Source organism: Streptomyces sp. STAM6 (assembly GCF_054963715.1).
This window is the reverse complement of record NZ_JBUEFZ010000001.1, coordinates 15,358-28,233: the sequence shown is the minus strand read 5'-3', so window position 1 is coordinate 28,233 and position 12,876 is coordinate 15,358. Positions and strand designations below refer to the sequence as shown.

At 72.7% G+C, this 12,876-nt stretch carries 12 protein-coding genes; 7 read left to right on the top strand and 5 right to left on the bottom strand.

Features of this window, described 5'->3' with window-relative positions:
* Positions 1-44: 44 nt before the first annotated feature.
* Both ACY34K_RS00145 and ACY34K_RS00140 read right to left on the bottom strand, forming a co-directional pair.
* The gene (locus ACY34K_RS00145; RefSeq protein WP_462741517.1) at positions 45-1,436 is read right to left on the bottom strand and encodes a metallopeptidase TldD-related protein; all 1,392 of its coding nucleotides are present in this window, start codon (positions 1,434-1,436) and stop codon (positions 45-47) included.
* An 82-nt stretch (positions 1,437-1,518) separates the two neighbouring features.
* Entirely contained in the window at positions 1,519-3,039 is a 1,521-nt protein-coding gene (locus ACY34K_RS00140) for a TldD/PmbA family protein (RefSeq protein WP_462742703.1), read from the bottom strand.
* 199 nt (positions 3,040-3,238) lie between these two features.
* Between ACY34K_RS00140 and fabG the strand changes: the two genes are divergently transcribed.
* From fabG to ACY34K_RS00125, 3 genes are all read left to right on the top strand, one after another.
* Positions 3,239-3,958 carry a 3-oxoacyl-[acyl-carrier-protein] reductase gene (gene fabG / locus ACY34K_RS00135; RefSeq protein ID WP_462741514.1) on the top strand — a complete coding sequence of 240 codons (720 nt, stop codon included), beginning with the start codon at positions 3,239-3,241 and terminating at the stop codon, positions 3,956-3,958.
* A gap of 5 nt (positions 3,959-3,963) precedes the next feature.
* Positions 3,964-4,731 (top strand): enoyl-ACP reductase FabI, encoded by a 768-nt coding sequence (gene fabI / locus ACY34K_RS00130; protein ID WP_462741511.1) that lies wholly within the window; start codon positions 3,964-3,966, stop codon positions 4,729-4,731.
* 200 nt (positions 4,732-4,931) lie between these two features.
* On the top strand, positions 4,932-5,303 hold the full coding sequence (locus ACY34K_RS00125) for a hypothetical protein (RefSeq protein WP_462741508.1): 372 nt from the start codon (positions 4,932-4,934) through the stop codon (positions 5,301-5,303).
* On the opposite strand, the gene ACY34K_RS00120 is transcribed toward ACY34K_RS00125, so the two are convergent.
* Positions 5,275-5,961 (bottom strand): FadR/GntR family transcriptional regulator, encoded by a 687-nt coding sequence (locus tag ACY34K_RS00120; protein WP_462741505.1) that lies wholly within the window; start codon positions 5,959-5,961, stop codon positions 5,275-5,277. The genes ACY34K_RS00125 and ACY34K_RS00120 overlap by 29 nt on opposite strands.
* 80 nt (positions 5,962-6,041) lie before the next feature.
* Here ACY34K_RS00120 and ACY34K_RS00115 point away from each other — a divergent pair, with 80 nt between their 5' ends.
* From ACY34K_RS00115 to ACY34K_RS00100, 4 genes are all read left to right on the top strand, one after another.
* Positions 6,042-7,430: a CynX/NimT family MFS transporter gene (locus tag ACY34K_RS00115; protein ID WP_462741502.1), complete on the top strand. Its 1,389-nt coding sequence runs from the start codon at positions 6,042-6,044 to the stop codon at positions 7,428-7,430.
* 4 nt (positions 7,431-7,434) lie between these two features.
* The gene (locus ACY34K_RS00110; protein WP_462741499.1) at positions 7,435-7,551 is read left to right on the top strand and encodes an SGM_5486 family transporter-associated protein; all 117 of its coding nucleotides are present in this window, start codon (positions 7,435-7,437) and stop codon (positions 7,549-7,551) included.
* Between the two features lie 145 nt (positions 7,552-7,696).
* Positions 7,697-7,903 carry a hypothetical protein gene (locus tag ACY34K_RS00105; RefSeq protein ID WP_462741496.1) on the top strand — a complete coding sequence of 69 codons (207 nt, stop codon included), beginning with the start codon at positions 7,697-7,699 and terminating at the stop codon, positions 7,901-7,903.
* 57 nt (positions 7,904-7,960) lie between these two features.
* Positions 7,961-8,479: a SixA phosphatase family protein gene (locus ACY34K_RS00100; protein ID WP_462741493.1), complete on the top strand. Its 519-nt coding sequence runs from the start codon at positions 7,961-7,963 to the stop codon at positions 8,477-8,479.
* A gap of 71 nt (positions 8,480-8,550) precedes the next feature.
* Here ACY34K_RS00100 and serB read toward each other — a convergent pair whose 3' ends face one another.
* Positions 8,551-9,756 (bottom strand): phosphoserine phosphatase SerB, encoded by a 1,206-nt coding sequence (serB, locus tag ACY34K_RS00095; protein ID WP_462741490.1) that lies wholly within the window; start codon positions 9,754-9,756, stop codon positions 8,551-8,553.
* A gap of 1,268 nt (positions 9,757-11,024) precedes the next feature.
* The gene (locus ACY34K_RS00090; protein WP_462741487.1) at positions 11,025-12,764 is read right to left on the bottom strand and encodes a streptophobe family protein; all 1,740 of its coding nucleotides are present in this window, start codon (positions 12,762-12,764) and stop codon (positions 11,025-11,027) included.
* Positions 12,765-12,876 lie beyond the last annotated feature (112 nt).

The window sequence follows — 12,876 nt, the reverse complement described above, 5'->3', positions numbered from 1 at the left end:
CGATTTCTTGAACGATGTGGTCGTGCCCGGTCAGTCTATGGGCGTCACACCCCGCGACTGACCGAACTCATGTTGAAGTCCGGCACTCGCAGAGCCGGCATCGCCGCGCGGGTGAACCAGTCGCTCCACTCCCGCGGCAGGGTCCGCTCCGTACGGCCCGCCTCGACGGCCCGCGACAGCAGGTCCACCGGCGACTCGTTGAACCGGAAGTTGTTCACCGCGCCGACGACCTCGCCGTTCTCGACCAGGTACACACCGTCCCTGGTCAGACCGGTCAGCAGCAGCGTCGCCGGGTCGACCTCGCGGATGTACCACAGGCAGGTCAGCAGCAGCCCGCGCTCGGTCGAGGCGACCATCTCCTCCAGCGACCGCTCGCCGCCGGCGTCCAGCACCAGGTTGCTGATGCCCGGGGACACCGGCAGCCCGGTCAGGCCCGCGCTGTGCCGCGTGGTGAGCAGATGCTCCAGCCTGCCCTCCCGCATCCAGTCCGTCGGCCTGAGCGGCAGCCCGTTGTCGAAGACCGAGGAGTCGTCGCCCGACGAATGGGCGATCACGAACGGCGCGGCCTCCAGCCCCGGCTCGTTCGGGTCGCTGCGCAGCGTCAGCGGCAGCGGCGACAGCGTCTCGCCGATCCGGGTGCCGCCGCCCGGCTTGGAGAAGACGGTCCGCCCCTCCGCGGCGTCCCGGGCCGCCGCCGACCACATCTGGTAGATCAGCAGATCGGCCACCGCGGTCGGCGGCAGCAGCGTCTCGTACCGGCCGGCGGGCAGCTCCAGACGGCGCTCCGCCCAGCCGAGGCGCTGTGCCAGCTCCCCGTCCAGCGCCGCCGGGTCCACGTCCTTGAAGTCCCGGGTGGAACGCCCCGCCCACGCCGAGAGCGACCGGTCCGGGGACTTGGCGTTGAGCTCCAGCGTCCCGTTCGGCTGGTCGTGCCGCAGCCGCAGCCCCGTCGACGTACCGAGGTACGTCGTCGTCAGCTCGTGGTTCGCGAACCCGTACAGCTCCCGGCCGCCCGCGCGGGCCCGGGCGAACGCCTCGCCCAGCGCCGGCGCGAAGTCGCCGAAGACCGCCGAGGAGGTCTCGGCCGGCGCGTCCTCGAAGTCGGGCGACGCAGGCACGCCCTCGACCAGCGGCTGGGCGTCCTCCGCCGGGCCGGCCCCCCGCGCGGCCTCCTCGGCCGCCCGCACCAGCGGCTCCAGCTCCTCGGCCGTGACGGCCGAGCGGGTCACCACACCGGACGCGGTGCCCTGGGCCCCGTCCACGGTCGCGATCACGGTGAGCGTGCGGCCGCGGGTGACGCCGTTGGTCGTCAGGGCATTGCCCGCCCAGCGCAGGTTCGCGGAGGACTGCTCGTCCGCGATCACCACACAGCCGTCCGCACGGGACAGCTCCAGGGCACGCTCGACGATCTCGTGCGGCTTGGTCACAGGGCTCATCGGCCCGCCTCCTGCGTGGTGTTGAGACAGTGCTTGCCCGGGGTGCGCCCCCCGGGCCCCCGGTGGATGTCGAGGCGGGCGATCACCGGCCGGCCTCCTGCGTCGTGTTCAGGATGTTGACGCCCCGGAACAGGGCGGAGGGGCAGCCGTGGGAGACCGACGCGACCTGGCCGGGCTGGGCCTTGCCGCAGTTGAAGGCGCCGCCCAGGACGTACGTCTGCGGGCCGCCGACCTTCTCCATCGAGCCCCAGAAGTCCGTCGTCGTCGCCTGGTACGCCACGTCGCGCAGCTGACCGGCCAGCCGGCCGTTCTCGATGCGGAAGAACCGCTGCCCGGTGAACTGGAAGTTGTACCGCTGCATGTCGATCGACCACGACCGGTCACCGACCACGTAGATGCCCCGCTCCACGCCGCCGATCAGGTCCTCCGTCGACAGCCCGCCCGGCTCCGGCTGGAGCGAGACGTTCGCCATGCGCTGCACCGGCACGTGTCCCGGCGAGTCCGCGTAGGCGCAGCCGTTCGACCGGCCGAGACCGGTCAGCTTCGCGATCCGCCGGTCCAGCTGGTAGCCGACCAGGGTGCCGTTGCGCACCAGGTCCCAGCTCTGCGCCTGGACGCCCTCGTCGTCGTACCCGATCGTCGCGAGGCCGTGCTCGGCGGTCCGGTCACCGGTCACGTTCATCACCGACGAGCCGTACTCCAGCTTCCCCAGCTGGTCGAAGGTGGCGAACGAGGTCCCGGCGTAGGCCGCCTCGTAGCCCAGCGCGCGGTCCAGCTCGGTGGCGTGGCCGATCGACTCGTGGATGGTCAGCCACAGGTTCGACGGGTCCACCACCAGGTCGTACGTCCCGGCCTCCACGCTCGGCGCGCGCATCTTCTCGGCCAGCAGCTCAGGGATCTGCTCCAGCTCGGTGTCCCAGTCCCAGCCGGTGCCGGTCAGGTACTCCCAGCCGCGCCCGACCGGCGGGGCGATCGTCCGCATCGAGTCGAACTCGCCGGTCGTCCCGTCGACGGCGACCGCGGTGAGCTGCGGGTGCAGCCGGACCCGCTGCTGGGTGGTGACGGTGCCCGCCGTGTCCGCGTAGAACTTGTTCTCGTGCACGGTGAGCAGCGACGCGTCGACGTGCGCCACGCCGTCCGCGCGCAGCAGCCGCTCGCTCCACTCCGTCAGCAGCCCGGTCTTCTCGGCGTCCGGCACGGTGAACGGGTCGATCTCGTACGAGGAGATCCACGTCTTGTCGGCGTGCACCGGCTCGTCGGCGAGCTCCACGCGCTCGTCCGACCCGGCCGCGGCGATGACCCGGGCCGACAGCTTGGCCATCGCCACGGCCTGCGAGGCGACCCTGGCCGCGGCGTCCATGGACAGATCGACGCCGGACGCGAATCCCCAGGCCCCGCCGTGCACGACCCGCACCGCGTATCCGAGGTCGGTGATGTCCGAAGAGCCCGCGGGCTTGGCGTCCCGCAGCCGCCAGGAGGCGCTGCGGACCCGTTCGAAGCGGAAATCGGCGTGCTCGGCGCCGAGCGCCCGGGCCCGGGCGAGCGCCGCGTCGGCGAGGGCCCGCAGCGGCAGCGCCGTGAAGGCTTCGTCGAGGGAATGGATCCCAGATGGCACAGCTGTCTCCTGTCGTATGAGACCGGTCGCCCCCGATCATGACGCGCCGCGGGGGTGAATGCCCAGCCCTTTCTGTAGGGACCCGACAGTGACTCTCCTACGCCACTGTCAGGGGTCGCGTCCCCGTACGACGGACCGGGCAGATAGGTTTTCGAGGTACCACACCGCTATGGGAAAGGGTGATCCGTTGAGCCGCTCGGTTCTCGTCACCGGAGGTAACCGGGGCATCGGCCTCGCCATCGCCCGCGCTTTCGCCGAGGCCGGCGACAAGGTCGCGTTCACATACCGGTCGGGTGAGCCGCCGGAGGCGCTGGAGCAGCTGGGCTGCCTGGCCGTCAAGTGCGACATCACCGATGCCGAGCAGGTGGAGCAGGCCTACAAGGAGATCGAGGAGAAGCACGGTCCCGTGGAGGTGCTGGTGGCCAACGCCGGCGTCACCAAGGACCAGCTGCTCATGCGGATGTCCGAGGAGGACTTCACGTCCGTCCTCGACACCAACCTCACCGGCACCTTCCGGGTCGTCAAGCGCGCCAACCGCGGCATGCTGCGCGCCAAGAAGGGCCGCGTCGTGCTGATCTCGTCGGTGGTGGGTCTGCTCGGGTCCGCGGGCCAGGCGAACTACGCCGCCTCCAAGGCCGGGCTGGTGGGCTTCGCCCGCTCCCTCGCCCGTGAGCTCGGCTCCCGCAACATCACGTTCAATGTCGTCGCACCCGGTTTCGTCGACACCGACATGACCAAGGTGCTCAGCGAGGAGCAGCGCGCGGGCATCGTCGCCCAGGTGCCGCTCGCCCGGTACGCGAAGCCGGAGGAGATCGCGGCCGCGGTCCGCTTCCTCGCCTCGGACGACGCCTCGTACATCACTGGAGCCGTCATCCCGGTTGACGGCGGATTGGGCATGGGTCACTGATTCACATGAGCGGAATTCTCGAGGGCAAGCGCGTCCTGATCACCGGTGTGCTGATGGAGTCCTCCATCGCCTTCCACACCGCGAAGGTGGCACAGGAGCAGGGCGCCGAGGTCATCCTCACGGCCTTCCCGCGGCCCACCCTGACCGAGCGCATCGCCAAGAAGCTGCCGAAGCCGGCCAAGGTCATCGAGCTCGACGTCACCAACGACGAGCACCTGGCCCGCGTCGAGGACGTGGTGCGCGAGGAGCTCGGCGGCCTCGACGGCGTCGTCCACTCCATCGGCTTCGCGCCGCAGGACGCGCTCGGCGGCAACTTCCTCAACACGCCGTTCGAGTCCGTGTCGACCGCGATGCACGTCTCGGCGTTCTCGCTGAAGTCGCTGACCATGGCCTGCCTGCCGCTGATGCAGAACGGCGGCTCGGTCGTCGGTCTGACCTTCGACGCGCAGTTCGCCTGGCCGCAGTACGACTGGATGGGCCCGGCCAAGGCCGCGCTGGAGGCCACCAGCCGTTACCTCGCCCGCGACCTGGGCTCGCGGAACGTCCGCTGCAACCTGATCTCCGCCGGCCCGCTGGGCTCGATGGCCGCCAAGTCCATCCCGGGCTTCTCGGACCTGGCGAAGGTGTGGGACGAGCGCTCCCCGCTGGAGTGGGACATGAGCGACCCGGAGCCGGCCGGCCGTGGTGTCGTCGCGCTGCTGTCGGACTTCTTCCCGAAGACCACCGGTGAGATCGTGCACGTCGACGGCGGCGTGCACATCATGGGCGCCTGAGCCCTTCACTGACGCGAGGCCGCGCACCGTCCGGGGGACGGGTGCGCGGCTTTCGTGCGTCCGGGCCCGGTGTCGTGCCCGCCGGCCGCGCGTTCCGGCCCCGCGGCCGGTGAACCGCTCCGAGTCGTCGACTCCGCGAGATCACGGCAGACTGGGTCAGAACGGATATTTGTGTCCGTTGTCGGGGAGGAGGTGTGGCTGTGCGTACGAAGCACCACCGAACGGCGGCCCTGGTCGCCACCTCGGTCCTCCTGGCGGCAGCCGCCGCCACCGCCGGAGTGCAGGCCCGGGCGGCGGCCCGGGCCACCGGCGAGGACCGGCACGACGAGCGTGAGCGGGTGGCCTCGTGCCGCACGTCGGTCGAGGGATCCCGGGTCACCGCGTACTGTCACAACCCCTACCCGGACACGGACCGCGTCCGGCTGCACGTCGAGTGCGCCCGCTGGTGGGACATCGACTCCGACAGCGCCCCCGTGGCGATCGGCCCCACCGCCTACGCCGAGCTCACCGGCCGCTGCTGGAAAGAGGTCGGGAAGGCCTGGATCAGTCACCAGCCCCTGAGGGCTTCCTGAGACACATGAACGGATAGCCGGCCGCCTCGGCGGCGGCCGCGTCCGCGTCACCCGCGCGGATCGCCTCCACCAGCCGCGCGTGGTCCATGTGGTTCTCCGGCCTCAGGTCCCCGCCCACGTCGTCGCGGAGCCAGTCCCGCAGCAGATGTCCCAGGTCCGCGTACACCTCGGTCATCACGTCGTTGTGCGAGGCGGCCACGACGGCCAGGTGGAAGGTGGCGTCGGCGGTGACGAACAGCTCGGCGTCGCCCCCCTCCCACGCCTCCTCGCGCCGCGCGAGGAGCGTGTCCAGCTGCCGCAGATCGCGCTCGGTGCGGCGCTCGGCGGCCAGCCGGGCGGCCGACGACTCGAGCGTCGAACGCAGCTCGGCGATGTGCCGGGGGTCGGCGCCCGCGAAGCGCCGGTGCATCACCCCCGCCAGCTCGCTGGTGGCGATCACATAGGTGCCCGAGCCCTGCCGGATGTCCAGCAGGCCGTTGTGGGCCAGTGCGCGGACCGCCTCGCGGACCGTGTTCCGGGCCACGCCCAGCTGCTCGACCAGCTCCGGTTCCGTGGGGATGCGTGAACCGACCGGCCACTCGCCCGAGGTGATCTGGTTCCGCAGCTCGGCGATCACCTGGTCGGAGAGCGCGGAACGTCGGGGAGAGCTGAGCGCCATGGTGCTCCTTGTCCGAGACCTGCCGGTTCAATGGTACGAGATTGGACAACCAATCATCCCATGATTCTATGATGGGGCCCATGTCCGACGAGCCCCAGACCCAGGTCCTCAGCCACGCCCCCGCCCACGCACCGACTCATGCCCCGGCTCCGGCGCGGAAACCGGCCGCCTGGCTCACCCGGCTCCTGATCGTCGGCCTCGTCCTCGCGGCCCTCAACCTCCGCCCCGCCATCACGAGCCTCGGCGCGCTCCTCGAAGAGGTCAGGGCCGGGCTCCACATGAGCGGCAGCGTGGCCGGCCTGCTGACCTCCGTACCGCCGCTCTGCTTCGCCGTCTTCGGCATCACCGCGCCGCGCCTCGCCCGCCGCTTCGGCCCCGGCACCGTCGTCTGTGCCGGCCTCGCGGCGATCACGACCGGCCTGCTCGTCCGCCCCTTCGCCGGCGGCACGGCCGGCTTCCTCGCCGCCAGCGCGCTCGCGCTCATGGGCATAGCCGTCAGCAACGTCCTGATGCCGGTGATCGTCAAGAGGTACTTCCCCGACCGCGTCGGCAGCATGACCGGGCTCTACTCCATGGCGCTCGCCCTCGGCACCTCTCTGGCGGCCGCCGCCACCGTGCCCATGACCGAGGCGCTCGGCGGCAGTTGGCGCACCGGCCTGGGCGTGTGGGCGGTCCTCGCCGCGCTCGCCCTGCTGCCCTGGATCGCGCTCGTCCGCAACCGCGACCAAGGTGACGGCGTCCCCGCCGGAACCGGCACCACGCGGGCCGGCAAGAGCACCGGCACCACCGCGGCCGCCGCCGGCCGTGGCGCCGGGACGCGGACCCGCACCGGTACCGGGAGCGAGGCCGGGACCGGCAGCGGCGCGGAGGCCGCGCCGCTCCGCATCACCCGCAGCCGCACCGCCTGGGCCCTCGCCTGCTTCTTCGGCCTCCAGGCCACCGGCGCCTACATCACCATGGGCTGGATGCCGCAGATCTTCCGCGACGCGGGGGTCTCCGCGGGCACCGCGGGCGTGCTGCTCGCGGTCACCATGGTCATGGGCGTACCCCTCGCGTTCGTCATCCCGCGGCTCGCCACCCGGATGAGGAACCAGGGGCCGATCGTCGTCGCCCTCGGCCTGTGCGGGCTGACCGGATACGCCGGCCTCTGGTTCGCGCCCGCCGCCGCGGCCTGGGTCTGGGCGCTGCTGCTGGGCGTCTCCAACTGCGCCTTCCCCCTCGCCCTCACCATGATCGGCATGCGCTCGCGCACCGGCGCGGGTGTCGTCCGCCTCTCCGCCTTCGCCCAGAGCGTCGGCTACCTCATCTCCATCCCCGGACCGCTCCTGGTCGGCGTCCTCTACCAGCACAGTGGGGGCTGGGGCACTCCGCTCGCCCTCATGGCCGGGCTGATGGTGCCGCAGATGCTGGTCGGCACACTCGCGGGACGGGACCGGACCGTCGAGGACGAGGCCGGGGTGCGACACTGACCCCATGCCTGTGCTCGAACCCAATCCCCAGAACGGCCAGAAGAAGCTCCTCGGCGTGCTCGGCGCGATGCTGCTGATCGGCGTCGTCATCGGAGTCATCGCGTCCATCGCCTCACCCTGACGGCCGGGGGGTGGGGCAGACCCCACCATCCCTTAGGGGGTCAGGCTCAGGGTGAACTGGGTGGGCCGCCGGATGGGCCTGGCCGGATGTGATCCGTAGCGTGTGAGACATCCCGACAGCACACCGACGGACCACGGAGGCGGCCATGGCGGCCCGTACGCACACCCGGACCCGTGCCGGCCGCACCGCCGGCGTCGGCGCACGGCTGCCGTGGTGGGCCGTCGCCCTGCCCGTGGCCGCCTTCGTCACCCTCTTCGCCCTGATCACCGGACCGGGTGAGGCGCATGCGACAGGCGGCGACCCGGCGGTCGGCCGCCTCCTGGAACAGGTCCAGCAGGCCCTTTCCCGCTGAAGTCCGGCTGGTCAACACCCTGCGCCCCGTGGCGCGTTTCATGCGAAGCTGGTGGGCATGAGCGTCGATACACCCCGAAGGATCGTGCTACTGCGGCATGCGAAGGCCGACTGGCCCCAGGTGTCCGACCACGAGCGGCCCCTCGCCGACCGAGGCCGCATGGACGCCCCCGTGGCCGGCCGGCGACTCGCCGAGACCGGGATCACCTTCGATCTGGCCCTGTGCTCGACCGCGGTCAGGACCCGCGAGACGTGGAAGCTGGCGGTCCAGGAACTGCCGAAGCGCCCGAAGACCGTGTACGAGGAGAGGCTGTACGAAGCCTCCCTCGGCGAGCTCCTCGCACTGCTCAACGAGACCTCCGACGAGGTGAACGACCTCCTCGTGATCGGCCACAACCCGGGCATGCACGCCTTGGCCGACGCGCTCGCGGGCGGGGCCGAGGGCGACACGCTGGCCCGGATGAACCGCGGCGGGTTCCCCGCGGCCGCGTTCGCCGTCGTCGGCTTCAACGGTTCGTGGAAATCGGTGGAGCACGGCGTCGGCAGGCTGATGGCGTACTGGGCGCCGCACGACTGAGACCCACGGAACCGGCCGCACGGACGGGGCCCGGACACCGCACGGTGTCCGGGCCCTTCGTGTCGACGGGGTCAGACCTCGGAGATGTCCGCCGCCTCGACCTCTTCGCGGGTGATCCCCAGCAGATACAGCACCGTGTCCAGGAACGGGACGTTCACGGCGGTGTCGGCCGCCTTGCGCACCACCGGCTTGGCGTTGAAGGCCACGCCCAGCCCGGCCGCGTTCAGCATGTCCAGATCGTTGGCGCCGTCACCGATCGCGACGGTCTGGGCGAGCGGGACGCCGGCCTCGGCCGCGAAACGGCGCAGCAGCCGCGCCTTGCCGGCCCGGTCGACGATCTCGCCGGTGACCCGGCCGGTCAGCTTGCCGTCCACGATCTCCAGCGTGTTGGCCGACGCGAAATCAAGCCCCAGCCGGATCTTGAGTTCGTCCGTGACCTGAGTGAAGCCGCCCGACACGACGCCGACTTGGTAGCCGAGCCGCTTGAGCGTACGGATCAGCGTCCGCGCCCCGGGCGTCAGCCTGACCTCCGCCCGCACCTTCTCCACGACCGACGCGTCAAGCCCCGCGAGCAGCGCCACACGCGCGTGCAGCGACTGCTCGAAGTCCAGCTCCCCGCGCATCGCCGCCTCGGTCACCTCGGCGACCTTGTCCTCGCAGCCCGCGTGTGCCGCGAAGAGCTCGATCACCTCGTCCTGGATGAGGGTCGAGTCGACGTCCATGACGACCAGCCGCTGGGCCCTGCGGTGCAGACCGGCCGACACGACCGCCACATCCACACCGATCTCGTGGGCCTGCGTGGCGAGCGCGGTGCGCAGGGGCGCCGTCTCGGCACCGGACACGGCGAATTCCACGGCCGTCACCGGGTACTTCGCCAGCCGGAAGATACGGTCGATGTTGCCGCCGGTCGAGGTGATCGTGGCCGCTATGGCCGCCGTGTTTTCCGCGGTGAGGGGGTGCCCCAGCACCGTGACGTGCGAGCGCCCGAGACCGCGCGGCCGGTTGTCACCCGTGCCCGAGATGATCTCCGCCTGCAGCTTCAGCGATTCGGCCCAGCTGTGCACGGTGGCCCGCAGCTCACCCTCGGTACCCCCCACCGGCTCGGTGACGAGCGCGCACAGGACGATACGGCCCCGGGTGACGACCTGCTCGATGTCGACCACATCGACGGAGTAGGCGGCGAGGGTGTCGAACAGCCCGGCGGTGATTCCGGGGCGGTCCTTCCCGAAGATCTTGACGAGAAGGGTGGGAACGTCGGAGTTCAGCGATGCGCTCATGGTCCCCCCACCGTATCGGCCCCACCCGCCACCAGCGCCCCCCGTCCCGCCTTCCGGACACTCCGGGGCCGGGCGATGCCCGACGACCCGGCCGTGACGGCCGAGTGCCGTACCACCGGCCGCTCGCCGCGACCGGCGGAGGGGCGCGCTGCCCCGTTACGGCTTGCGGATTCCCCGGGGAGGGGCGATGGCCACAAGGCCCCTGCGGTGGCGGTTGAGGGGGCGTGCTGCCGGCCACGCGCCGCGACCGGCCGCACGGCGTGCGGCCCCGTTCCGGCTTGCGGATACTCCAAGGCGGGGTGATGGCCCCAATCCCCCGGCGGTGACGGCTGAGTGCCGTGCCACTGGCCGCTCGCCGCGACCGGCGGAGGGGCGCGCGGCTCCGTTCCGTCTTGGGGATATTTCGGGGTCGGGCGAGGTTCCAGGCCTCTGCGGTGACGGGCTGAGGGCGCTGCTGGTGGCCCCTCGTCGGGATCGGCGGAAGGGGGTGCGGCTCCGTGCAGGCTTGCGGATTCTCCGGGGTCGGGTGATGGCCCCAAGCCCCCGGCGGTGACGGCTGAGACGACCCCTCGCGGCGGCCGGCCGAACAGCGCGCGGCCCCGTTCCGGTTGCACGGCCCCGGCCGTGAAGAGCCGAGGACCGCGCTGCCGCCCCCTTGCCGGGCCGGCCGAAGCCTGCGGGCTCCCCGGCCCCCCTTCCGGGCACTCCGGGCCGGGTGACGCTCCCCGGCCCGGGGTGCCCGCCCCTGACCGGCGGGGGACCGCGCTGCCGCCCCACGGCCCGCCCGGCCCGACGGCCGCGCGGTCCCCGGCGGGCCCCCGCTTGGGCGTCCGGTACGGGGGAGCCCCACGGCGCGTAGCGGCCGTACGCGCGGAGCCGGGGTCCACCGGCGAGCGCGCGCCGTGGCGCCGGCCTCGTGGCCGGGCGCCGGCGGGCGCTTTGACCGGCCCCGTGCCTGCCGGACCGTGGCGTCGGTCGCCCACCGCCGGCCTTGCGTCGGTCGCCCACCTCCGGCCTTGACCGGCCGACAGCCCCCGGGAGGCGGTCCCGGCCGGCGGGCAAGCGGCGGACGGCGGCAGGCGGTGGACCCGGGGCCCGGGCGCTTCCCTGTCCGGCCTGTCCGGCCCCGAAGCGGAGCTCGCGCCCTCACCCGTCCGACTCTGCGGCCCTCGCTCCGCGGAGCCGCCGGGAGCGGGGGAGCGGGGACGTGCGCCAGGAGGCCGCGTGACCGTGGGCGTCAGCCCCCGCGCGCCGGGCACGGGCGCGGGCTACCAGCCGCGGGGGCGGCCGGGTGGCGGCGGGCCGTCCGGAGGGACGTCTTCCGGGCGGGGTCCGGGACCGCGCGGCGGTGGCAGTGGCGCCGGGGGCGGCGGGACCCAGGGGCGGGCCACCGTGGGCGCCCCGTGGATACCGTCGGGTGCCCGCAGATAGGGGTTCGTGTCCGGGTTCGGCGGCCGGTACGGCATCGACGGCGTGTACGGGCCCGGCCCCCAGGACACCGCCGCACCGGCCGCGGCGGGCAGCGGCTCCGGCGCCGACTCGCCCGCCGCTCCCGCCCCGCACGCCAGCAACGCCCCCACCCCGCCCGCCGCGCCGCCCCACACCGCGCCCACCAGCAGCGCCATGGCCGCGTCCCCGCGCAGCTCGACGGCCGCGTCGAACGCGTTGACCCCCAGGACGGACAACGACGCCCCCACCGACACCCTCGTCAGGAGGACGAGCAGCGGAAGCGCGAGCGCCGTCACCACCCCCAGCCGTACCGCGCACCGGCCCGCGAACACCACCGCCCCCACCCCGCCCCGCGGTGTTCGCGCCGCGGTCAGGACACCCGCGCACAGCATCATCACGCCCGCCGCGACCACCAACAGCCACACCGCGCGGTCCAGTTCGGCCAGCCTCGCCACCGTCACCGGTCCGGTGGCGGACACGCTCAGCAGATCGTCCATCGGATCGGGCAGCATCCGCGCCGGCGCTCCCGACGCCCGGCCCTCCCAGGGCACGAACAGCCCCAGCTGTACCGCCAGCCACACTCCGTTCGGCGCCCCCAGCAGCGCCGCGCCCAGTACCCGCCGGGGATGCTCGTCGCCCACGGCCGCGTACCCCGCCGCCGCGTACCCCGCGACGACGGCCACCACCAGCACCGTCACAAGGGCCGAGACGCCGGGACGCACCAGCCGCCGTACGGCGTCCCATCCCCGCCCCGGGGGCAGCGGCGCGCGCCGGGACACCAGCAGCGCGATCACGAGCACACCCAGCACCCAGTACAGCGACCCGGCGAGCGAGTCCGCCAGGTCCACGGTGAAACCGACCGACGCCTTGGCGTCCACCACGTCCGCGATCCGGTCCGGCAGGAGTCCTCCGATGTCACCGAGCCCGGGGATCTCGACGCCCGGAACGCCGGTCCCGGGAATCCCGATTCCCGGTATCTCCCCGAACCCCGGGATCTCGATCCCCCCGCCCCCCGACCCGTCCGCGGATCCGCCCCCGCCCCCACCGCTGCCGCTCCCGTCCCGGGAAACCCCCTCCAGTCCGAGCGACGCCCCGTCAATCGTGATGACGTCGTGACCCGCCCACGCCAGCCCGCCGACCGCTCCCACGAACAGGACCACCAAAACAGCCATGCGCGCGGCGAGTTCACTCCCCGAAATGAACGGCCCCGCGCCCCGCAGCGACCGCAGGAAGAAGTACGCCAGCAGCAACGCCCCCACCAGGCCCACGCCCAGTGGCGCGATGTCGACGGCCGTTTCGGCCGCCGCACCTTCCAGCCCGAACGCGGACACATCGCCCGACGGCGTCACCGAACCGCCCACGCCCAGCACGACCACCGCGGCCGTCATCGGCCCGAGCGCGCCCACCGTATCGGCCCCGAGAAGGTGCAGTCCGAGCGCCGCCGCACCGGCCATGCCCACCAGCGCCCAGCTCACGGCGGCAATCGAGGCCAGGATCACATCCCCCCACCGAATGCTCACGCCGTCGCCACTCGCGTACACAAGGACCCCCCGATCCATACCGAGTTGCCCTGTTCGCGCATGATCCGTACGCACTCATGGGCCCTTACCACTCTCCGGGCGCATTTCTCCTCCGTCAACGGCACGCGGAAGCACGGCGAAGTGAGGGCGC

Bases quoted from the DNA above. Each gene is read 5' to 3' on its own strand.
- ACY34K_RS00105 (WP_462741496.1), top strand. From the start codon at position 7,697: ATGGCGGCCCGTACGCACACCCGGACCCGTGCCGGCCGCACCGCCGGC.
- ACY34K_RS00090 (WP_462741487.1), bottom strand. From the start codon at position 12,764: ATGGATCGGGGGGTCCTTGTGTACGCGAGTGGCGACGGCGTGAGCATT.
- ACY34K_RS00115 (WP_462741502.1), top strand. From the start codon at position 6,042: ATGTCCGACGAGCCCCAGACCCAGGTCCTCAGCCACGCCCCCGCCCAC.
- ACY34K_RS00110 (WP_462741499.1), top strand. From the start codon at position 7,435: ATGCCTGTGCTCGAACCCAATCCCCAGAACGGCCAGAAGAAGCTCCTC.
- ACY34K_RS00145 (WP_462741517.1), bottom strand. From the start codon at position 1,436: ATGAGCCCTGTGACCAAGCCGCACGAGATCGTCGAGCGTGCCCTGGAG.
- fabI (WP_462741511.1), top strand. From the start codon at position 3,964: ATGAGCGGAATTCTCGAGGGCAAGCGCGTCCTGATCACCGGTGTGCTG.
- ACY34K_RS00100 (WP_462741493.1), top strand. From the start codon at position 7,961: ATGAGCGTCGATACACCCCGAAGGATCGTGCTACTGCGGCATGCGAAG.
- serB (WP_462741490.1), bottom strand. From the start codon at position 9,756: ATGAGCGCATCGCTGAACTCCGACGTTCCCACCCTTCTCGTCAAGATC.
- ACY34K_RS00120 (WP_462741505.1), bottom strand. From the start codon at position 5,961: ATGGCGCTCAGCTCTCCCCGACGTTCCGCGCTCTCCGACCAGGTGATC.